The organism is Cupriavidus sp. FW306-01-F10A, from assembly GCF_058782785.1.
Genome location: NZ_JBYSYA010000001.1, coordinates 490674 through 511092, shown reverse-complemented (window position 1 = coordinate 511092; position 20419 = coordinate 490674). Strand labels below are relative to the sequence as shown.

At 65.7% G+C, this 20419-nt stretch carries 19 protein-coding genes; 13 read left to right on the top strand and 6 right to left on the bottom strand.

From position 1 onward, the window contains the following. Positions 1-61: 61 nt before the first annotated feature. From AC3WLF_RS02325 to AC3WLF_RS02315, 3 genes are read right to left on the bottom strand one after another with little or no spacing between them, the layout of a single operon-like run. On the bottom strand, positions 62-1483 hold the full coding sequence (locus AC3WLF_RS02325) for an aldehyde dehydrogenase family protein (protein WP_492357764.1): 1422 nt from the start codon (positions 1481-1483) through the stop codon (positions 62-64). 34 nt (positions 1484-1517) lie between these two features. Beyond that, positions 1518-2429 carry a TauD/TfdA dioxygenase family protein gene (locus AC3WLF_RS02320; protein WP_492351068.1) on the bottom strand — a complete coding sequence of 304 codons (912 nt, stop codon included), beginning with the start codon at positions 2427-2429 and terminating at the stop codon, positions 1518-1520. A 49-nt stretch (positions 2430-2478) separates the two neighbouring features. Further along, complete coding sequence (locus tag AC3WLF_RS02315) at positions 2479-4152, bottom strand: GMC family oxidoreductase (RefSeq protein WP_492316917.1); 1674 nt, start codon at positions 4150-4152, stop codon at positions 2479-2481. A gap of 174 nt (positions 4153-4326) precedes the next feature. Between AC3WLF_RS02315 and AC3WLF_RS02310 the strand changes: the two genes are divergently transcribed. Next, positions 4327-5037, top strand: a complete 711-nt coding sequence (locus AC3WLF_RS02310; protein WP_492316918.1) for a GntR family transcriptional regulator — start codon at positions 4327-4329, stop codon at positions 5035-5037. 270 nt (positions 5038-5307) lie between these two features. Continuing rightward, positions 5308-5562: a hypothetical protein gene (locus AC3WLF_RS02305; RefSeq protein WP_492316919.1), complete on the top strand. Its 255-nt coding sequence runs from the start codon at positions 5308-5310 to the stop codon at positions 5560-5562. 50 nt (positions 5563-5612) lie between these two features. On the opposite strand, the gene AC3WLF_RS02300 is transcribed toward AC3WLF_RS02305, so the two are convergent. From AC3WLF_RS02300 to AC3WLF_RS02290, 3 genes are all read right to left on the bottom strand, one after another. Further along, the gene (locus tag AC3WLF_RS02300) at positions 5613-6137 is read right to left on the bottom strand and encodes a host attachment protein (protein WP_492316920.1); all 525 of its coding nucleotides are present in this window, start codon (positions 6135-6137) and stop codon (positions 5613-5615) included. A gap of 189 nt (positions 6138-6326) precedes the next feature. After that, positions 6327-7895, bottom strand: coding sequence for a sulfatase-like hydrolase/transferase (locus AC3WLF_RS02295; RefSeq protein WP_492316921.1), 1569 nt, complete (start codon positions 7893-7895; stop codon positions 6327-6329). A gap of 17 nt (positions 7896-7912) precedes the next feature. After that, positions 7913-8890: a Bug family tripartite tricarboxylate transporter substrate binding protein gene (locus tag AC3WLF_RS02290; RefSeq protein ID WP_492316922.1), complete on the bottom strand. Its 978-nt coding sequence runs from the start codon at positions 8888-8890 to the stop codon at positions 7913-7915. A 95-nt stretch (positions 8891-8985) separates the two neighbouring features. Here AC3WLF_RS02290 and AC3WLF_RS02285 point away from each other — a divergent pair, with 95 nt between their 5' ends. The 11 genes from AC3WLF_RS02285 to AC3WLF_RS02235 all read left to right on the top strand — a co-directional run bounded on the left by AC3WLF_RS02285 (position 8986) and on the right by AC3WLF_RS02235 (position 20419). Further along, the gene (locus AC3WLF_RS02285) at positions 8986-9528 is read left to right on the top strand and encodes a MarR family winged helix-turn-helix transcriptional regulator (protein WP_492316923.1); all 543 of its coding nucleotides are present in this window, start codon (positions 8986-8988) and stop codon (positions 9526-9528) included. 998 nt (positions 9529-10526) lie between these two features. Beyond that, positions 10527-11690, top strand: a complete 1164-nt coding sequence (locus AC3WLF_RS02280) for a thiolase family protein (protein WP_492357763.1) — start codon at positions 10527-10529, stop codon at positions 11688-11690. Between the two features lie 12 nt (positions 11691-11702). Further along, a complete protein-coding gene (locus tag AC3WLF_RS02275; RefSeq protein ID WP_492316925.1) occupies positions 11703-12116 on the top strand; it encodes a Zn-ribbon domain-containing OB-fold protein in 414 nt (137 codons plus the stop codon). 101 nt (positions 12117-12217) lie between these two features. Further along, positions 12218-13006, top strand: coding sequence for a crotonase/enoyl-CoA hydratase family protein (locus tag AC3WLF_RS02270; protein ID WP_492357762.1), 789 nt, complete (start codon positions 12218-12220; stop codon positions 13004-13006). A 50-nt stretch (positions 13007-13056) separates the two neighbouring features. Further along, positions 13057-13764: a CoA transferase gene (locus AC3WLF_RS02265; protein ID WP_492357761.1), complete on the top strand. Its 708-nt coding sequence runs from the start codon at positions 13057-13059 to the stop codon at positions 13762-13764. A 26-nt stretch (positions 13765-13790) separates the two neighbouring features. Next, positions 13791-14969 carry a CaiB/BaiF CoA transferase family protein gene (locus tag AC3WLF_RS02260; protein ID WP_492357760.1) on the top strand — a complete coding sequence of 393 codons (1179 nt, stop codon included), beginning with the start codon at positions 13791-13793 and terminating at the stop codon, positions 14967-14969. A gap of 72 nt (positions 14970-15041) precedes the next feature. Beyond that, positions 15042-16010 (top strand): Bug family tripartite tricarboxylate transporter substrate binding protein, encoded by a 969-nt coding sequence (locus AC3WLF_RS02255; protein ID WP_492316929.1) that lies wholly within the window; start codon positions 15042-15044, stop codon positions 16008-16010. A 59-nt stretch (positions 16011-16069) separates the two neighbouring features. Further along, positions 16070-17260: a CaiB/BaiF CoA transferase family protein gene (locus tag AC3WLF_RS02250; RefSeq protein WP_492357759.1), complete on the top strand. Its 1191-nt coding sequence runs from the start codon at positions 16070-16072 to the stop codon at positions 17258-17260. Between the two features lie 27 nt (positions 17261-17287). Then, positions 17288-18469 carry a thiolase family protein gene (locus AC3WLF_RS02245; RefSeq protein ID WP_492316931.1) on the top strand — a complete coding sequence of 394 codons (1182 nt, stop codon included), beginning with the start codon at positions 17288-17290 and terminating at the stop codon, positions 18467-18469. Positions 18470-18559: 90 nt separating this feature from the next. Next, entirely contained in the window at positions 18560-19366 is an 807-nt protein-coding gene (locus AC3WLF_RS02240; protein WP_492357758.1) for an enoyl-CoA hydratase/isomerase family protein, read from the top strand. A gap of 75 nt (positions 19367-19441) precedes the next feature. Next, on the top strand, positions 19442-20419 hold the full coding sequence (locus AC3WLF_RS02235) for a Bug family tripartite tricarboxylate transporter substrate binding protein (RefSeq protein WP_492316933.1): 978 nt from the start codon (positions 19442-19444) through the stop codon (positions 20417-20419).

Sequence of the window (20419 nt, the reverse complement as noted above, 5' to 3'; positions counted from 1 at the left end):
GCCGGCAGCATGGCGCTGCACGACCGGGCGGTACGGTGACTGCAGGCGGGAGCGCGCAGGCTCAACCTGTCACCGTCTTGGTTTCAAGGAACTCGGCAATGCCTTCGGGGCCGTATTCACGCCCGTTGCCGGACGTCTTGTAGCCGCCGAACGGCGCGGTGAGGTCCATTGTCGCGCCGTTGATGCGCACGCTGCCGGCGCGCAGGCGGGCGGCCAGCTTGCGTGCCCGCGCCGCGTCGGACGACGCGATGTAGGCGGCCAGGCCGAACTCGGTGTCATTGGCGATTGCCACCGCCTCGTCTTCTGAGTCGTACGGCAGCAGGCATATCACCGGCCCGAAGATCTCTTCGCGCGCGATGGTCATGTCATTGCGCACGTCGGCAAAGATGGTCGGGCGCGCATAGAAGCCGCGCTGCAGCCCGTCGGGGCGGCCGGGGCCGCCTGCGGCCACGCGCGCGCCTTCCTCGATGCCCACCCCGATCAGGCGCTGCACCTTGTCGTACTGGCCGCGGTTGGAGATCGGGCCCATCTTGGTCTCGGGGTCGGACGGGTCGCCCACCTTGACCGCGCTGGCGACGGCGGCGGCAATCTGCACGGCCTGCCCATAGCGCGAGCGCGGCACCAGCATGCGCGTCGGCGCGATGCAGGTCTGTCCGGTGTTGAGCATGCACTGCGCCACGCCGCTGGTCACCGCCGCCTGCAGGTCGGCATCGTCCAGGATGATCATCGGCGACTTGCCGCCCAGCTCCTGCGCCACGCGCTTGACCGTGGGCGCGGCGCTGATGGCCACTTCCACGCCGGCGCGGGTCGAGCCGGTGATCGACACCATGTCGACGTCGCGATGCGACGATAGCGCCGCGCCCACGGTGCGGCCCTCGCCATAGATCATGTTGAAGACACCCGGTGGCGTATCCGCGGCATCCATGATCTCGGCAAAGATGCGGGCGTCCAGCGGCGCGATCTCGGACGGCTTGAGCACCACGGTGCAGCCCGCCGCCAGCGCCGGCGCCACCTTGGCCGCGATCTGGTTCAGCGGCCAGTTCCACGGCGTGATCAGCGCCGCTACGCCGATGGCCTCGCGCAGGATGCAGCTCTTGCCGCGCGTGGTTTCGAACTCGAAGCCGCGCAGCGTCTGCAGCGTTGCCTGCAACTGTGCCAGGCCGATCGCGGCCTGCACGTTGGTGGCCAGCGTGATCGGTGCGCCGATCTCCTGGCGCACCGCCTGCGCCAGGTCGCCGATGCGCGCCTGGTAGGCGGCGATGATGCGCTCGAGCAGGGCGATGCGGGTTTCACGCGTGGACACCGACCAGGCCGGGAATGCCGCGCGCGCTGCGGCCACGGCCTGGTCCACGTCCGCCGGGGTGCCCATGGCGAGCTCGCCGGCGACCGCTTCGGTGGTTGGGTCGATGATGTCAGCCTGGGTCGCGCCCGCTGCGGGCTGCACCCACTTGCCGTTGATATAGAACTTGTCGACGATGTTCATGCCGGTTGCCTCGGAAGTTTGTGGGTGGATAGGGTCAGACCGGACGGTCGCCGATGATGGTGGCGCGGTTCATATGGCGCACGGCCGGGAAGTAATCCTGCACCGCGTAATGTTGCGTGGAGCGGTTGTCCCAGAGCGCGATGGTGTCCGGCTGCCAGCGCAGCCGCACCTGGTACTCCGGCGCGGCGGCCTGGCGGTACAGGTACTGCAGCAGGTCCAGTTCCGCGGGCCGGTAGTCGGAGCCGATGCGGTACGGCTGTTCCTTGGCGAAGTTGGCGAAATGCGTGGTGAAGGCTTCGTTGACGAACAGGATCTTCTCGCCGGTTTCCGGGTGCGTGCGTACCACCGGGTGCACCATCGGCGGAAACTTGGCGCGCATCTCCGCGTATTGTTCTTCGTTCAGCGCCGAGCCGAAGGTCGGCATCGCGTCGTGCACGGCCTTCAGGTTGGCGATGCGGGCCTTCATGTCCTGCGGCAGGTTTTCATAGGCCGCGACCATATTGATCCAGATGGTATCGCCGCCGACCTCCGGGCATTCCAGGCAGCGCAGCATCGAACCCATCGACGGGACCATGCGCCAGGTAACGTCCGAGTGGTAAAGGTTCTCGCGTCCGCGCGTCGTGCCATCGCGCCCGAATACAACCAGTTCGGGATGTTCCGGGTGGTTGGTGAGCATCGGATGCACTTCCAGCTCGCCGAAGCGGCGCGCCACGGCTACGTGCTGGGCCGGCGTGATCGCCTGCTTGCGGAAGAACAGCACCTTGTACTTCAGCAGTGCGCGGCGCAGCGAGAGGTAGGTTTCGTGGTCGAGCGTCTCGCGGAAATCGATGCCTTCGACTTCGGCGCCGATCGTCGGCGTGCAGCGGCGCACGGTAAAGGGAAAGTCTTCGTTGTCCTGCGCCCGGTAGGCTTCCGGGCTGATGGTGGTTGCGGCAGTGGCTTGCATGGGGTGTCTCCTCGGTGTTGTGTTGCCAATGCAGGGGGGAATGACCGGCTCAGCGGTGCGAGGCCCTGATCAGGTCCGCAGCCTTTTCGCCGATCATGATGGCGGGGGCGTTGGTGTTGCCGCCGATCAGCGTCGGCATGATCGATGCGTCAGCGACGCGCAGGCCCTCGACGCCGTGCACGCGCAGTTCCGGGTCGACTACCGCCATGTTGTCGACGCCCATCTTGCAGGTGCCGACCGGGTGGTAGACCGTGTCCGCGTGCGTGCGCACGAAGTCGCGGATGGCGGCTTCATTGCTGCTGTCGGGGCCGAAAGCGTCGGTCAGGACTTCGCGCCCGCCGTGCTGCGCCAGCGCGGGCTGCGCAAAGATGCGGCGGATCGCCCGCACGCCTGCGACCATGCCCGCCATGTCTTCCTCGGCCGACAGGAAGCGCGGATCGATCACCGGCGTCTCGCGCATGTCGGCACTGCGCAGGCGCACATGGCCGCGGCTCTTCGGGCGCAGCACGCAGGCGTGGCAGGAGTAGCCGTGGCCCAGCTTGCCCAGGTTGCGGTTGCCGAGCAGCGCCACGGCAAAGTGCAGCTGCACATCCGGGATGTCCAGCTCGGGGCGGCTGCGCAGGAAGGCACCGGCCTCGGCGATATTGGACGAGACCATGCCGGTGCGGTTGCGCCGGTAGCGCATCACCTCGCGCGCCAGGCGCAGCATGCCGCGGCCAGTCTTGCCGAACAGCTCGGTCGTTTGCAGCTGCTTGTTGATGATGATGTCGAGGTGGTCCTGCAGGTTCTCGCCCACGCCCGGAAGGTCATGGACCACGTCGATGCCGAAGCTGCGCAGTTGCGCGGCCGGGCCGATGCCGGATGCCAGCAGCAACTGCGGCGAGTTGAAGGTGCCGCCGCTGACCACGATCTCGCGCCGTGCGCGCAGGATCTGCACCGCCCCACCGCGCACGACTTCCACCCCGACAGCGCGCTTGCCTTCGAACACGATCCGCAGCGCTTGCGTATCGGTCAGCACCGCCAGGCCGCGACGGCCGCCATTCAGCGCCGTGTCCGCGGCATTGCCGCTGTGCAGGTAGGCCCGCGCCGAGTTCCAGCGTTCGCCGTTGCGCTGCGTTACCTGGTACAGGCCGGCGCCTTCCTGGCTGTGGCCATTGAAGTCGCCGTTGTGAGGCAGGCCGGCCTGGATCGCTGCCTGGACAAAGCGTTGCGCAAACGGATTGGGCGAGCGCAGGTCGCTCACGTGCAGCGGCCCGTCGTTGCCGTGCAGCGCATGTTCCTGGCTGGCCAGGCGCGGATTGCGCTCGCTGCGGCGGAAGTAGGGCAGGACGTCGTCGAAGCCCCAGCCCCGGCAACCGAGCGCGGCCCAGCCGTCGTAATCGTGCCGATGGCCGCGGATATAGACCATGCCGTTGATCGAGGAACTGCCGCCCAGGCCGCGCCCGCGCGGCTGGTAGGAGCGGCGGCCATTCAGGCCCGGTTGCGGTTCGGTGTAGTAGGCGTAGTTGCGTGGCCCGGCCTTGGGGACGACCGCGGCAATGCCCACCGGCGCCCAGACCGAGAAGTGATGGTCATGCGGCCCCGCCTCGAGCAGCGCCACGGTTGCGTCCGTGTCTTCGGCCAGGCGCCCAGCCACGGCGCAACCGGCTGACCCGGCGCCGATCACGATGTAGTCGAATTCAGCCGCCGGAGTGGCGGCGCCCTGCGATGCGTTGGTCTTCAATTTCTGTGTCTCCTGAGCGGCTTTTGACGGTGCTTTCCTGTGGGTGCAGGTAGCTGCCGATGGGCGATACTGCCATTACCTGTTATGACAGGTCAATAGGGTTTCGCCTCGACCTGTCATGATAGGTATAATCCGTTCCACCCAGCATTCGGAGCCGCCCAGGGCGGAACACACGTGGCGCTGCCCAGGTTCAAAGAGATAGAAAACGAGATTCGCCAGCGGATTGCCAGCAACACATGGGCGCCCGGCGCCAAGCTGCCTTCCGAGGCCGAGCTGGTGACGGAATTCGCGGTCAGCCGGATCACCGTGCGCCAGGCCCTGTCCGGGCTGCACAACGCCGGCCTGATCGAGAAGGTCAACGGCAAGGGCAGCTTCGTGACCCGCCCCTCGGACACGCCCAGCCTAGGCGCGCTGACCGGCTTCTATGAAACCGGACGCGCCCGTGGCCAGCTTGCCTACGGCAAGCTGGTGTCGGTACGGCTGGTGCGGGCGCCGGCCCATGTGGCGGCGGCGCTGCGTCTGCAGCCTGGCGAGAAGGTGCTGAGCGTGGCTACCGTGCGGTACTGGGACGACGCGGCCGTGGCGCATTTCACCCTGATGGGTCCTGAGCCGCTGATGCGCCGCCTGGTGCAGGAGGACCTGGAAACCAACGATGCCATGGCGCTGTTTGAGAGCCGGCTGGGATACCGGTTCAAGGAAGTGGCGATGGAAGCCACCGCCGTCGCCGCGCCCGCGGACGTGGCGCGCCGGCTCGGTGTTGGCGTGGGCGATCCGCTGTTGCGCCTGCGCAGCACGCCGCATGACATCGAGGACACACCGTTGTTGTGCGGCGAACTGCTGTTCCGTCCGGACCGCTATGCCTATAAGTGGACACTGACGCGATAGCGCGGATGTCTGCCATCTTCAGTCGAAACTGAACTGCGCCGGCGTGGTAACATTTACCCGCGGCGCGCACTTCTTACTGCGGCCGGGCCGCAGTCATGTCCTTTCCTGCATTGCCGGGTGCCGCGTGGTCAACGGACTCGCGCCGATCGTCACATGGCGCCGCTGGTACGTCAGTTGCGTCTTCCGCAGCAGAGCTGCGTTCCAGCGCGCTCGCCGGCAGCCTGCGCCGTGCAGCTAGGCTTGCCGCCAACCTGCTAGATGGAGGACGACATGAAAACAACCCTACGCATCGGCACAGCCCTGCTCGCACTTGGCATCCTGGCGGGTTGCACCGCCACCGGCAGCACCACCGGCTCCGGCTCGCTGTCCGGCTCCGGTTCGGTCACCGAACAGAGCCGCAGCCGCAGCACCACCCCTGGCACAAGCACTTCTACCGGCACGTCCGGCGCCACCAGCACTACCAGCCCGAGCGGCACCTCGAGCGGCAGCAGCGGTGCAGCCAGCGGCTCGGGCACTGCCCGCTGACGCCGGCGCACAGCCGCCGGTGGCCTGGCACCGGCGGCTGTGCGGCTTCGCTATCGGTCCCGGCCGGTAACGACGCGCGCGTCGCGGCGCGCGGGAACGATGTCTTCGTCCGCGAGCCGTTGTTGCAGGTCGTTGTTGGGCACGTGGGTGAAGTCCTTGCCAATTTCCTTCGTGATGACGTCGGTGACCCCGGCGGGAAGGGCTTTGCGCAGCAGGCCGAGAAAACGCGGCGCGGCAATCAGCGCCAGTGAGTCAAAGCGCTGCTTGTTGCGCGCATCGGCAAGGTAGTCCGCCACGCGGCGGGCAAACAACTGCGCTTCCTGGTGCAGTTCATCTTCCCCGGCCGAGGAGGTGACCGTGGAAGGTCCGACCTGGTGGGCACCGGGGTGGCCGACGTCTCCCTGCGCGGAAGCGTGGCCACGCCGGCCATAGGCGTCGCGGCGCAGGTCGGCGCGGTCGGCATGCGCGGCCGCGTCGGTGATCTCCTCGACCACTTCGAGCGGTGCGCTATCGGCGTGCGAGGCAAAGATGCGGGCGAGGGATTCGTCCGCCACAAGGATCCAGATGTTCTTCATGATCGCTCCGGTTGCGGGCCCGAACACGGGGCCTCATGCCCTCGATGCAAGGGGTACGCCATCGGGGCAGGGGCACAAGGCGGGGCCGCAGATGGCGCCGGGCCAAGCATCAGATGCCGCAAGGGCCATGCCGTTGCAGTATCGACAGGGATGCTGTGCAACTTTTTCAGGCCCCGGCATGCCGATCTGTCACCATACGCCAAAGAACACGCCGGCCTGCTTGTACACATTGGTCTTGGCCGCCACCTCTTCGTTGGTTACCGTCACGCGCGGCTTGAGCGTGCAGAACCATTCCAGCAACCGCAACCGCATGGCGCTGCGCACGGCTTCGTGGCCGGGGTCGCTGCCCAGGTCGAAATACTCCTGCGGATCGTTCTGCAGGTCGAACAGCTGTGGCCGGAACCCTTGCCAGTGCACGTATTTCCAGCGCGCGTCACGCACCATCCAGGCGCGGCACTCGCCGGGGTGGCGGCCCAGCGCAACGCGAGCGCCGCGATAGGCGTAGTCCAGCTCGGATATGACGAAATCGCGCCAGCTGCCGGCATCGGCGCGCTCGCCCGCGCGCGTCAGGTCCAGCAACGAGCGGCCCTCGATGCGGTGGTCGGCCGGCGGCAGGCCCAGTGCGTCCAGCACCGTCGGCACCACGTCGACCGCGCTGACCATGCTGGCCTGCGCGGTGCCGCGCGTGGCATCCGCTGCCGGCGAGGGATCGTAGACGATCAGCGGGATGTTCTGCACGGTGTCGTAGAACTGCTCCTTCTCGCCCAGCCAGTGGTCGCCCAGGAAATCGCCGTGGTCGGCGGTGAAGACGATCAGCGTGTCCTGCCAGCGGCCCAGGCGTTCGAGCTGTTCCCAGAGCTGGCCGAGCCGGTCGTCGATCTGCTGGATCAGGCCCTGGTAGGCGGGGCGCACCGTGTCCGAGACTTCCTGGCGCATGAAGTTGGCGCATTCTTCCTGCGTGCGGTAGGCCGACAGCACCGGGTGCGGGTCTTCCAGCTCGGCGTCGTGGCGCTGCAGCGGCAGGCAGTTATCGAGCGAATACGCGGCGTGGTAGGGCGCGGGCGCCAGGTAGGGCCAGTGCGGCTTGACCAGCGACAGGTGCAGCACCCACGGATCGTCGCCGCGCGTGGCGATGTACCGCATCGCCTGGTCGACCGTGTACGCGGTCTCGGAGTGCGGCTCGGCCACGCGCGCGGGCAGGCCGGCGTTGCGCATGTGCCAGCCGGAGACGATCTCGCCGCGTTCGTTCTCGGCGCTGATCACGTAGTCGGTCCACGGATCCGCGCTGTCGTAGCCTTGCTGGCGCAGCCAGTCGGCGTAGGCGCTGTGCGGCTCGGCGTGGTGGCCGTCATGGCGGTCGACTTCGGTGAAGTGGCCGCTGCGCAGCAGCGTTTCCAGCTCGGTGCCGCCATCCAGGTGGAGCCGCTTCAGGTTGGCGTTGTCGGGCATCACATGGGTCTTGCCCGCCAGCGCCAGCGCGCGGCCGCTGTGCTTCAGGTATTCGCCCAGCGTGACTTCGCCCACCGACAGCGGCACGCGGTTCCAGGTGGCGCCGTGGCTGCTGACATGGCGGCCGGTATAGAAGCTCATGCGGCTGGGGCCGCAGACCCCGGACGCGACGAAGGCGCGGTCGAAGCGAACGCCGCGCGCGGCCAGCGCATCGATATTGCGCGTGCGCAGCGCCGGATGCCCGTAGCAGCCCAGGTGGTCGCGCCGCAGCTGGTCGCACATGATGAAGAGGGTATTGCGGATCGTCATGGTCGGTTTGCCGCGCTTCAGTCGCCGGTATAGCCGGACGCCTTGACCACCGGTGCCCACTTGCCGGCGTCAGCCTTGAGCACGCCGGCAAAGGCGTCGGCCGGGCCGGTTGCGGGTTCCAGCCCCAGCTTGAGGAATTTCTCGCGCACGTCCGGCGACTGCACGGCCTTGACGATGGCGGCGTTGAGCTTGTCGAGCACCGGGCGCGGCGTGCCCGCGGGCGCCAGCAGGCCGTAGCGGCCTTCACCTTCAATGCCCTTGTAGCCAAGCTCGGTGAAGGTCGGCACATCGGGCAGCGCCACCGAGCGCTGCGTGCCGGAAGTCGCCAGCACGCGGATCTTGCCGGCGCGGTGCATTTCGGTCAGGTCGGCAAGGGTATCGACCGAAGCCGGCACCTGGCCGCCGACCAGCGCGCTCATCAGCGGCGCCGAGCCGTTGAAGGGGACGTGCAGCATGTCGATGCCAACCTGCTTGCCGACCATCAGCCCGAAGAAATGCGGGATGCTGCCCAGCGCCGGCGAGGCGTAGGAGTTGTTCTGGGGGCTGGCCTTGAGCCATGCCACATAGTCCTTCAGCGTGCGCGCCGGGCTGCCCGGCCCGGTGGCGAGCGCCAGCTGGAAGTTGGCGGCCTGCGCCACGGGCGTGAAATCGCGCTGGATATCGTAGTTGAGCTTGCGGTAGACCAGCGGCGCAATCGTCATCACCGCCGAGTTGGCCACCACCAGGGTATTGCCGTCGGCCGGCTGCGTACGCGCGTAGTCCATCACCAGCCGCCCGCCGGCGCCGGGCTTGTTCTCGATGACCACGGTCTGGTTCAGGGTCTCGCGCAGCTTGTCGCCGACCAGGCGTGCGGCGAGGTCGACGGTGCCGCCGGCCGGGTAGCCCACCAGGATGCGCAGCGGACGGTCCGACTGCGCGCTGGCGGGTGCGGACCATGCCGCGGCAACGGCCAGCAGGCACGCGGCGAAGCGGGGAAGTAGGGTGCGAGGGCTCACGATGTCTCCAGTTTGTTGTCCGCCGGCGAGCGGCGTCGATGCAAGCTAACACCCGTCGATATAATTGACAAAGTCAACTAACTGGCAGATGTGGCATGGCACACGACAACAGCGGCACCCGCCTGCAGCGTCCGCAGCGGCTGGCAGATTTCATCAACTACCGGGTCTACCACCTGAACCGCGTCGCGCTGGGCGCCGCGGCGCTGCACCTGCGCGCCAGGGCGGGCGTCACGCGGCGCGAATGGCGCATGATCTCCTTCCTTGGCGAGCAGCCCGGAACCCGGCTGACCGAACTGGCCGAAAGCGCCGGCCTTGACAAGGTGCTGGCCAGCCGCGCCGTCCACGCCCTGGTGGAACGCGGCCTGGTCCGGCGCGAAACGCGCACCCAGGACCGGCGCGCCGCAGCCTTCACGCTGACCGAGCAAGGCGAAGCCGTTTACCGTGCGGCGTTCGCGCAGGCGCGGGATTTCAATACGCGGCTGGCTGCATGCCTGACGGCGGAAGAGGCGCGCGTGCTGTCGCGCTGCCTGGACAAGCTGCAGGCGCAGGCCGGCTCGATGTTGGTTGAGGCACAGGCGTTGCCACAGTCCGAAGGGCCGGAGCCGGCGTGGGATCTGCTGCAGGTCTGGCGGGCCTAAGATGATGCGGCAGGGGCTCACGTGCTGGCCTCGTCCATCCACGTCCAGACAACCAGCGCTTCGTCGGCCGGCAAAAGCCCGAAGCGGATCATCGGCATTCCTTTTTGCCGCAGGATCAAACTGGCCAGCGCCTCAGCGCCCGAGTCTGCCAGACTCCTGATAGGGCGACGGGCCGATGGCTGGCGTGCAAGCGCCCTACAAATCCCGTGCGCAGGGATCTGTTGAACAGCGGCGTGCCGAACAGGGATCCAAACTCCTGCACCCGCTTGGACACCGCAGATTGCAGGCATCACGAAGAAGTGGCCGACAGTGCATGTCCGGATTCAGCAACGTCGGCGAGGGCTCAACGGTGGCGAGGGCAGCGATCTGCCCGGACCCGCTATTGCGGCTCGATGCCTGCGTCACGAATTTTCGCCGTCCATAGTTCCAGCCGAGCCCGTATGAACTCCGTGGCTTGCTGCGGAGGCATATATGCTGGCTTGCTCCCCCAGCGGGCAAAGTGCTCTCTGATGTTGGGCAAAGTCAGGGCATGCTCAATCGCGGCACTTTGCCGCTGGATGATCGCGTGCGGCGTACTGGCCGCCTCGGGCAGCGAGCGGGGGGCGGCAGTGCGAGCGGGGGATGCCGACGTGACACTTGACGGATTCTCACATCACGTCATCTTCAACGTACGGCGCGCGGCGACCTGCCGGCCCAATCCCTTCAATGACTGCCACATGAAGGGGTGGAAGTTGGATGGAAGACACCAGCACAAGAAGGTCTCCCGCTGGATGCCGACGTTTGCCGGCCTGTCGCGGCACCCGGCATCAAATCGTCAGTTTTGACGACGGACAGCCGTGGGGGGCGTCGCTAGACTGCTTCCAGACGTGAGGGCAACGGGATCGCACGGTGACACTGGGTAGCGCGCGAAACATCGGCACTCGCATGCTTCAGCGCCGCGCCGTGTGTGGCCACGCAGTGCTGACCGAACGCGCACATCAAGGATAGGAACGATAGCGATGTCTCTAAGAAATGTTGCGGCGATCACAGGGTATGCGGAATTCAAATCTCAGAAGACCGCGGACGGGCTGACGCCCATGGCATTGACCGCGGAAATCGCGCGCGGGACGGCGCTGGACGCGGGCGTGTCTCCCGGTGAAATCGACGGCCTGCTCGTCACCACGCCGGTGGCTGCATACAGCATGTTCTGGCCGTCTGCCGTGGCCGAGCATCTGGGCCTGAAGCTGAAGTACTTCGATACGGTGGAGCTGGGTGGAGCATCTGCCGCTGGCATGGTGTGGCGCGCGGCCGCGGCGATCCAGGCAGGGCTGTGCGATCGCGTGCTCTGCCTGACCGTCGAAGTGCCGAGTGCAGACCGGAACAACAACCGCAAGGGCATGCTGCGCTCGGAAGCCGTTACCGAATTCGAGATTCCGTTTGGTGCTTCGCCGCCGAATGCCGGCTACGCGATGGTGGCGCGGCGGCACATGCATGAATTCGGCACGAAGCCGGAGCAGCTGGCAAAGATCGCCGTGGATCAGCGCACCAGTGCCTTGTCGAATCCGCTTGCGCTCTTCAATCAGAGCGCGCTCACGATCGATGATGTGCTGAACTCAAAAGTAATCTTCGACCCGCTGCACCTGCTGGAGATCGTTTCGCCTTGCGTGGGCGGTTCCGCGGTTCTGGTAACGCGGCAGTCCCTGGCGAACCGAGGGCCGAATCCGCCAGTCAGGCTATTGGGCGCAGGCGAGGCGGGGTCCCATCTTTCGATCACCCATCGCCAGGACATCACCACATCCTGGTCGAAGCAGTCCGCCGAAGCGGCCTTCGCCATGGCTGGCGTTTCTCCGGCACGCGTCGATGTTGCCCAGCTCTATGACTGCTACACGATCGCGGTCCTGATGGCGATCGAGGACCTTGGCTTCTGCCCCAAGGGACACGGCGGGCCCTTTGTAGCGGAGCGTGGCCTCACATTTGCGGGCGATTTCCCGTGCAACACCAACGGCGGCCAACTGTCCTTCGGACAGGCAGGCGCCGCAGGCGGCATGACCCACGTCGTGGAGGGCGTGCGGCAGCTGATGGGGCGCGCCGAGGCCCGGCAGGTCAAAGGGGCGACGGTCGGCGTGGTCCACGGCAATGGTGGCGTCATGTCAGACGAAGTCACGCTCGTCCTCGCAAACTGAAAAGGAAGACCCATGGCAGCCAATGAATATCGCAAGCCGCTACCGATCCCGCAGCCGCATACCCGTGCGTTCTGGCAGGCAGCCAGGCAGAACGAACTCAAGATCCAGAAGTGCAGGCATTGCGGCCATGTCCAGCACTACCCGCGTGCCACGTGCACGGCGTGCTGGGGTGCCGAACTGGATTGGCACACCTGTACCGGCAGGGGGGCCGTCTATTCGTACACCATCGCCTATCGGTCGACCACGCCGGAGTTCGTGAACGACGATCCGTACATCGTCGCCATTGTCGAGCTCGAGGAGGGCGTGCGCATGACCACGAATATCGTGGACTGCCCATTGGACGCGATTGGTATCGACATGCCAGTCCAGGTTGTGTTCGATCACGTTACCGAGGACATCGCATTGCCGAAATTCAGGCCGGCTTAGTGTGCCCAGGGTGCCTGGTGACTCCAGGCATCCACTGGCGAACACAAGTTCCAATGTCACCCGGCTCGGCTGAGGGACAACTCATCGCTCACGGAAGGATCATGGATAACACTGAAAAGCGCAGCTATTTCCGTACGGAAGTCATTGAAGATCATGTGCTGGTCATTACCATCGACAGGCCGGAAGCGCGCAACGCATTCAACCTCGCCATGGCTCTCCAGCTGGAGGCGATCATGGACCGGTTTGACGAAGACGATGACTTGTGGGTGGCTGTCCTGCGGGGGGAGGGCACGACCTTCTGCGCAGGCCACGACTTGAGGGCCGCGGCAATCGGCGAGATTGCCCGTGCACCGAAGCGCGGCGGCTTTGGCATGATGACGCGCCCGCCGCTGAAGCCCGTGATCGCGGCGATCGAAGGCCATGCCTACGCGGGCGGCCTGGAGCTTGCCCTGTCCTGCGACATGATCGTCGCCTCGGACGATACCCGGTTCGCCTTGACCGAGGTGAAGCGCGGCCTGGTTGCCACAGGCGGGGGATGCTTCCGCCTGCGCCAGCGGATTCCGTATCACCTGGCCATGGAGATGATCCTGACCGGAGAGCCACGCAGCGCGGCCGAAATGCATGCGCATGGCCTGCTGGCGAAGGTCACCGCGCCAGGCAAGACGTTCGAAGCGGCGCTCGAACTGGCGCGCAAGGTAATGGTCAACGCGCCGATCGCTGTGCGCGCGTCCAAGGAAATCGTGTCGCGCTCGCAGGCGGAAGGCTGGACCGAGGAGGAGAGTTGGTCGAAGCAGCGAGGACCGGCGGGCCGCAACGCGGAGTCTGAGGACAAGCGGGAAGGTCTTGCCGCGTTTGCCGAGAAGCGCAGCCCGGTGTGGAAGAACCGCTAGCCACGCACCATCGATCGAACATGAGAGCTAACCCAGCAAAGGTGAACGGCATGTTGCACGGCGTTGCTCCATCCGGGAGCTCCGCGCACGGCGGACCGCTTGCCGGCATCCGCGTGCTTGAACTCGCCCGGGATGCTGCGGTGTCGTCCTGTGCCCGGATACTGTCGCACCTTGGCGCCGAAGTCTTGCAGCTCGTGCCGCCGACTTCCACGCCTGCCGCTTCCGCGGCGGCAGGCGAGGGGGCGAACTTGCGCGGATCGTCGTCAGGACAGCCGCATTCGCTGGCGATCGACTTTGCCGGGCCGGCAGGATGTGAACTCGTTCTCCAGCTCGCCAAGGAGTGCGATGTGTTTCTCGGCAGCCTCGACGCCGGGCAGATGGCGCGTTGCGGCCTGGGCTATGACGCGGTGTGGCAAGTCAATCGCCGCATCATCTATCTCCTGCAGTCGGAGTGCGGGCAGGATCAGGACCCTGTACACGCAGGGTCATGCGAGCGCGGGCTCCGTGGTGCGATCGCCGTGCTCGGCGCCCTGCGCCATCGCGAGGTGCAGGGCGGTCCCGGGCAAGCCATCGACCTTGCGCTGGTGGGCTTCGACCCTGCTGCCCGATCGCTACTGCCAGGCAAGCCCTCGCTCGCGGCCGGCCGCGCCGACGCGCCGCAGGCACCGCCCGGGCAGCTTGCGCGCCACATCCTTTCCGACTGGCTCAGCCTGTCAAAAGAGCAGCTCACATGCCTGGTGAACGACGGCGTGATCTGATCGTCTTGCCCAAGGAGCATTTGACTATGAAGAAAGAAAACGGCCCCATGCTGGAGGGGATTCGCGTCGTCGACATGTCGACCGTGATCTTCGGGCCCTATTGCACGCAGATTCTGGCCGACATGGGCGCGGACGTTATCAAGGTCGAGCCGGCCGAAGGGGACTCGATGCGCCATACCAGCCGCGTCGTCGAGACGCCTGGCATGAGCGGCACGCATATGACGATCAATCGCGGGAAGCGCTCCGTCACGTGGGACCTGCGCAGTGATTCAGGCCGGGAGGCAATGCGCCGGCTATTGGCGTCGAGCGACGTCTTCGTCCACAACGTGCGTGCCGACGGTATCGCCCGGCTTGGCCTTGACTATGACGCCGTGCGCCAGATTCGGCCTGACATCATTTATGTCCACTGCGTCGGCTTTGGCATGTCGGGACCCTATGCATCGATGCCAGCTTACGACGACGTCATCCAGGCCGCCTCCGGCATGGCTTCGCTCTTGCCCAGGGTGGATGGGGACCCCAATCCCCGCTATTTTCCGATGATCGTCGCGGACAAGGTGTCCGGCCTGCACGGCGCCTACGCCACGCTTGCAGCGCTGGTCCACAAGCTTCGCACCGGCGAAGGCCAGCATGTGGAGGTGCCGATGCTGGAAGCCCTCACGAGCTTCACGCTGCTGGAGCACCTGGGCGAGCGCACTTTCGTACCGCCGCTCGGCAATATGCTGTCTCCCCGGGTCATGAATCCGAAGCGCAAGCCTGCGCGAACCAAGGATGGCTACATCGGCATCACGCCTTATTCCGATGAGCGCTGGGTTGCCCTGTTCCACGCCATCGGCAGGAGCGGCGTGCTGGAGGACCCCCGGCTCAACTCGAAGGCGCAGCGAACCAGGCACCTTGACGTCATGTACGAACTGCTTGCGGAGGTTACCCCTGAGCGGACCACGGATGAGTGGCTAGCCTTCCTCAAGCAGGCTGGCATTCCGGCCATGCGTGTCAATGATGTGGAAGACCTGTTCGACGATCCACACCTGAAGGCAGTCGGCTTCTTCCAGGACCGGCATCATCCCAGCGAAGGCAAGTACGTCGAGGTACAGCCACCCGTCAAGTTCTCCGCCAGGCCGGAGCCAAGGATTGGACCCGCACCTCGCCTAGGGCAGCACAGCGATGACCTGCTGGCCGAGCTCGGCATGACCGGGCGCAAGGCTTAGACCGCTCAGGTCTTGCGGTACCTGGTCCACAGAATCTTCACGTGGCACAAGACAATGGATGGAGACAAGGAAATGAGAAAGCATCGCCTGGCCGGCGCCATGCTGGGTATTGCGCTCGTGCTATGCGGCGCAAGGAATGTGGGCGCTGCGTATCCGGACAAGCCGATCCGGCTGATTGTGTCCTTCCCCGCCGGCAGCGGACCGGACCGGCAGGCGCGATATGCCGCGATGAAACTGCAGGAACGGAACGGGCAGGCGGTCGTCGTCGAGAACCGGCCGGGGGGCAACGGCATCATTGCCGCACAGGCGGTGGTGCATGCGCCGGCGGATGGGTACACCGTCTTCTTTACCAGCAACTCGCCCGTGGCGACCAATGTCGCCATGTTCAATGCCTTGCCCTATGACCCCATCAAAGACCTTGCACCGGTTGCCAGGCTGACGAAGTCGGTGATGACGGTCGTGGTCCCAGGCGGGTCGCCTTTCCGTACCGTGGCGGATCTGGTGGCGCGGGCAAAGGCCGCTCCCGGCAAGCTGAACTACGGTAGCGGTAGTCCGCTGTACCAGCTCGCGACGGAGAAGTTCCTGGTTGCAGCGGGGGTTTCCGCGGCGCACGTGCCGTACAAGGGTGCGGTGCAGGCGCTCAGTGACCTGGCTGGCGGGCAGATCGACTTTGCATTCGCCGACTACTCCATCGTCCGGCCTCATGTCCAGTCCGGAAAGCTACGCATCCTGGCGGTGACAGGCGACAAGCGGCTTTCCATGGAGCCTTCGGTGCCCACCATGCAGGAAAGTGGCTATCGCGACTTCGTCTTTGCAACGTGGATGGCCGCCTATGTTCCAGCAAAGACGCCGCCGGACATTGTCAAGAAGCTCAGCGAGGATCTGCTCGCCATCTATGCGCTCCCGGAGTCCGCCCGGTTCTCCAGGCAGATGGATGGGGACATCTTCCTTGCCGGACCGGCAGAGCTGCGCCGCTTTCAGTTGGCCGAGATCGAGCAGGCGAGCAGGATTGTCAAGGCGGCGGGCATTCCTAAACAGTAAGAGGACATCGGATGTGTGCGATGGCTGGTAGCGGCAGTCAAGGGAATCAAGGAGGGGACATGTCTGGGGATGGCGTACTGAATGGAATCCGGGTCCTCGATTTCGGCAGATACGTCGCGGCGCCGTATTGCGCGGCCCTGCTGGCCGAGTTTGGTGCCGAGGTCATTCGCATCGAGAAGCCGGGCGGCAGCGAAGACCGGTACCTGATGCCGGTGGCGCCCACAGGGGATGGTGCCCTGTTCATGCAGATGAACCGCAACAAGCTGTCCATGACGCTGGATCCCGCAACCCGGGAGGGCAGGCAGGTGGTCAATCGCCTGGTGGCGTCGGCGGATGTCGTGGTGGTGAATCTGCCGGCCTACACGCTGGAGAAAATGGGGCTGGACTACCCTTCGCTCGCCGCGATCAATCCGCGCATCATTCTCACGCATGTGTCGGCCTTCGGCTCGCAGGGGCCCCTGCGCGATCACCTTGGCTTTGATGGCGTGGCGCAGGCCATGTCGGGTGGCGTCTTTCTCAGCGGCCCGCCCGGCTCGCCGCAGAAATCGCAGATTGTCTGGGCCGATTTTGGCACCGCTCTGCACTGTGCTTACGGGACGCTGGCTGCCTTGCTTGCCAGAATGAAGACGGGGAAAGGTCAGGTCGTCGAAGCTTCGCTATTCGCCACGGCGGCGATGTTCGGCAGCGGACTGATTGCCGAGCAGGCCCTGACCGGAATCAACCGGACGCCGGTGGGGAACCGGAGTTTCGTGGCCGCGCCGTCCGATCTGTATCGGACGCGCGACGGCTGGATCACGTGTGCCGTGGTGGGCCAGCCGCTCTTCAAGCGATGGGCCAGGCTGACCGGAAACACCGCGTGGCTGGACGACGATCGCTTTGCCAGCGATACCGCGCGCGGCGAGAACGGCCACTTGATATCGGAGCGCATGCAGCAGTGGTGTGAGACGTTGTCGAGCGAGGCAGCATTGGCTCTTCTTGCCGAGGCGAAGATCCCCGCGGGCCCGGTGTTGAGGCCGGCGGAGGTGGTCGACCATCCTCAGGCCGTTGCGACGGCTCTTTTCCAGCCTGTTGCCTATCCGGGCATCGATCGAGCTGTGCCGATTGCGCGTGCGCCCGTGTTCCTGTCGGAGACGCCCGGCGAGATCCGGGTCCGTCCGCCGCGCCTTGGCGAACACACCGCCCGGATTCTTTCCAGCCTTGGATACACCGATGCGGCAATCCGGAGCCTGGAAGACACCGGAATTATTTGAAACAAGGCAGGATTTGCAGAGGAAACTATGAGAACGGAAGCTGTCATTGTGGACGCGGTTCGCTCGCCCATGGCCCGAGGGAAGGCCGGCGGGGCGTTTGCCACCCTCCATCCCGTGGAGATGCTGGCGCAGGTGCTTCAGGGACTGGTGCACCGGAACGATCTTGACCCGGCGCTGGTTGACGATGTGCTGATCGGTTGCGTCAGCCAGGTTGCGGAGCAATCCGCCTTGCCCGGCCGGAACGCGTGGCTGGCTGCCGGCTTTCCGGAGCATGTGCCGGCGGCGATGATCGACCGCCGCTGCGGATCGAGTCAGCAGGCGGTGCATTTCGCCGCGCAGGGGATCATGGCCGGCGCCTATGACATCGTGATCGCCGGCGGTGTCGAGTCGATGAGCCGCGTCCCGATGGGAAGCTCGCGTGGCGGTGCTGATGGGGACGGACCATCCGTCCGCGCCCGCTATGCGCCGGGCCTGGTGGGCCAGGGCATTTCCGCGGAGCTGGTGACACGGAAATGGGGGCTCAGCAGGCAGGAACTGGACGAGTACTCGGCGAGGTCGCATCGTCGCGCCGCCAGGGTGCGGGACAGCGGCGGGTTCGCGGCCGAGATCCTGCCGATCCATACCGACGAGGGCATCGTCACGGAGGATCAGACCATCCGAGCGGAAACGACGGTTGCAGGTCTTGCCCAGCTCAAGCCCTCCTTCCGCTCGGAAGCCTATATCGAGCGTTTTCCGGAGATCGAATGGAGCATCACGCCGGGAAACTCTTCCCAGATCACCGACGGCGCTTCCGCGGTCCTGGTCATGAGCGAAGCGATGGCACGGAAGCTGGGTCTGAGGCCCAGGGCCCGCTTCGTGTCCTTCGACGTGCGCGGCGATGATCCCCTGCTGATGCTGACCGCCCCGATCACGGCGACACGGCGGGCGCTGCAGAAGGCTGGCCTCGATGTCGGCGACATCGATCACTTTGAAGTCAACGAGGCTTTCGCCCCGGTTCCTCTTGCCTGGCAGCGGGAGTTCAAGGTGGATCCGGAGCGGTTGAACCCGTGCGGCGGCGCCATCGCGCTCGGCCATCCGCTCGGCGCCTCCGGAGCCCGTCTCATGACCACAATGCTCCATGCGCTGGAGCGCAGCGGCGGCCGATACGGACTGCAGACGATGTGTGAAGCCGGCGGCATGGCCAACGCCACCGTCATCGAAAGACTGTAGTCAGGACAACGCGCGCGCATCCGCAATGCCATGGCATGGCAGGGGGACGCTCGCCCTGTCGCCCGATAACTGTTCACCAGGAACACCATCATGACAGACAGTCAGGACGCCCCGGTTCTCTATACGGTGAGGGACGGTGTCGCCGAAATCATCGCCAACCGCCCAAGATACCGCAACGCGCTGGATGCAGAGGCGCGCGCGCTACAGGCTGAATTGCTCGACCGTGCCATGCAGGACGACGAAGTACGGGCCATCCTGCTAAGTGGCAACGGCGGCCATTTCTGCGCCGGGGGCGATATCCGCGGCATGGAGGGGGCCAGGGAATTGTCGGCCGAGGCCGGACGCAAGCGCATGCGTCCTGTCGTGGAAAAAGCTGAACGTCTCTATCACTGCGACAAGCCGGTAGTGGCGGCAGTGGACGGATGCGCCTATGGGGGCGGCTTCGGCACGGCATTGCTGGCGGACATCATCATCGCCACGCCAGCCGCGCGCTTCTGCATGTCGTTCATGAAGATCGGACTGATGCCGGATTGCGCGTCCCTCTATACGCTGCCTCGCATTGTCGGGTTGCAACGTGCCAAGGAGCTGATCCTGACGGGCCGGGAGCTCGACGCTGCCACCGCCAGGGAATACGGCATCGTCATGGAGATCGTGGCCGCGCCGGAGCTGATGTCCCGCGCGCGGGCGATGGCGGTCGCGATGACTACCGCGTCGGCCGCCGCCGTGGGCATGGCAAAGGCCGCGCTGAACCAGTCGCAGTCGTCGAGCCTGCACCTGATGCTCGAACTTGAGGCTGCCGCGCAAGGCATCGCCTTCTCTTCCGATTACCACCGCGAGGCCGTGAGCCGGTTCCTGGAAAAGCGCGAACCGCGCTTCAAATGGCCAAACGCCGGATAGGCAGTGGAAAGGCGCTGCCGGCATGCTTGCCATGCAAGCGACATGTTCGATTTCCCAACTTCGAGGTGACTTCCTATGATCGCAAGATCGCTGCTCGTTGTCGCAATCTTCATCCTGCAAACAGTTTTCTCCCTGTGCCATGCGCAAACCTATCCGTCGCGGCCCATCACCCTCGTGGTGCCCGCGCCTGCCGGTGGCACCCTGGATACCATCGCCCGCACCCTGGCACAGGAGATGGCCAGGCAGATGGGCCAGCCGGTCATCGTGGACAATAAGCCAGGGGCAGGCGGAATACTGGCCGTGCAGACGGTGACGCGTGCGGCGCCCGATGGCTACACTTTGCTGCTGACGCATTCCGCCCCAATCATCAGCACCCCCTATCTGTTCTCGAAAGTGCCCTATGACGTGCGGCGCGACCTGGCGTTCATCTCACAGGTTGCCACGGGCCAGTTCGTACTGGCTGTCAATCAGCGCGTGCCGGCCACCGACATGAAGGCGTTCCTTGCCTGGGCGGCACAGAACAAGGACAAGGTGTCCTTTGGCTCGTACGGGGTCGGCAGCTTCGCGCACCTGGCGGGCGCTTACCTGAACCAGTCGAGGGGCCTTGACATGGTACACGTTGCCTACAAGGGAGAAGGACCGATGGTTCAGGATCTGGGCGCGGGGCAGATCTCTCTGGCAATCAGCACGCTTACCTCGATGGCGCCTTACATCCAGAGCGGCAAGGTGCGCCCGCTTGCGGTGTTCGGCGACCATCGGGCCAGGAGCTTGCCGAATGTGCCGACCATGGCAGAAGCCGGCCTGGCAGACCCGGAGCTCGGGTCAGCTGCCTGGGCCGGGTTGCTGGCGCGTGCCGGCACGCCGCCGGCCATCGTCGCCCGGCTGGAGCAAGAGGCGAGCACGGCCGCCAGATCGAAGCCGATGGCAGCGCGCCTCGGCATGTCCAACAGCGAGCCGATTGGCAACACCGGTGCCGAGTTCAGACGGGATTTCGAGGCGATCGAGCCGACCGTCAGGCGGCTGATCAGGATGTCGGGCGCCAAAGCGGAATAA

Bases quoted from the DNA above. Each gene is read 5' to 3' on its own strand.
- AC3WLF_RS02325 (WP_492357764.1), bottom strand. From the start codon at position 1,483: ATGAACATCGTCGACAAGTTCTATATCAACGGCAAGTGGGTGCAGCCC.
- AC3WLF_RS02320 (WP_492351068.1), bottom strand. From the start codon at position 2,429: ATGCAAGCCACTGCCGCAACCACCATCAGCCCGGAAGCCTACCGGGCG.
- AC3WLF_RS02305 (WP_492316919.1), top strand. From the start codon at position 5,308: ATGAAAACAACCCTACGCATCGGCACAGCCCTGCTCGCACTTGGCATC.
- AC3WLF_RS02300 (WP_492316920.1), bottom strand. From the start codon at position 6,137: ATGAAGAACATCTGGATCCTTGTGGCGGACGAATCCCTCGCCCGCATC.
- AC3WLF_RS02295 (WP_492316921.1), bottom strand. From the start codon at position 7,895: ATGACGATCCGCAATACCCTCTTCATCATGTGCGACCAGCTGCGGCGC.
- AC3WLF_RS02285 (WP_492316923.1), top strand. From the start codon at position 8,986: ATGGCACACGACAACAGCGGCACCCGCCTGCAGCGTCCGCAGCGGCTG.
- AC3WLF_RS02280 (WP_492357763.1), top strand. From the start codon at position 10,527: ATGTCTCTAAGAAATGTTGCGGCGATCACAGGGTATGCGGAATTCAAA.
- AC3WLF_RS02275 (WP_492316925.1), top strand. From the start codon at position 11,703: ATGGCAGCCAATGAATATCGCAAGCCGCTACCGATCCCGCAGCCGCAT.
- AC3WLF_RS02270 (WP_492357762.1), top strand. From the start codon at position 12,218: ATGGATAACACTGAAAAGCGCAGCTATTTCCGTACGGAAGTCATTGAA.
- AC3WLF_RS02265 (WP_492357761.1), top strand. From the start codon at position 13,057: ATGTTGCACGGCGTTGCTCCATCCGGGAGCTCCGCGCACGGCGGACCG.
- AC3WLF_RS02260 (WP_492357760.1), top strand. From the start codon at position 13,791: ATGAAGAAAGAAAACGGCCCCATGCTGGAGGGGATTCGCGTCGTCGAC.
- AC3WLF_RS02255 (WP_492316929.1), top strand. From the start codon at position 15,042: ATGAGAAAGCATCGCCTGGCCGGCGCCATGCTGGGTATTGCGCTCGTG.
- AC3WLF_RS02250 (WP_492357759.1), top strand. From the start codon at position 16,070: ATGTCTGGGGATGGCGTACTGAATGGAATCCGGGTCCTCGATTTCGGC.
- AC3WLF_RS02245 (WP_492316931.1), top strand. From the start codon at position 17,288: ATGAGAACGGAAGCTGTCATTGTGGACGCGGTTCGCTCGCCCATGGCC.
- AC3WLF_RS02240 (WP_492357758.1), top strand. From the start codon at position 18,560: ATGACAGACAGTCAGGACGCCCCGGTTCTCTATACGGTGAGGGACGGT.
- AC3WLF_RS02235 (WP_492316933.1), top strand. From the start codon at position 19,442: ATGATCGCAAGATCGCTGCTCGTTGTCGCAATCTTCATCCTGCAAACA.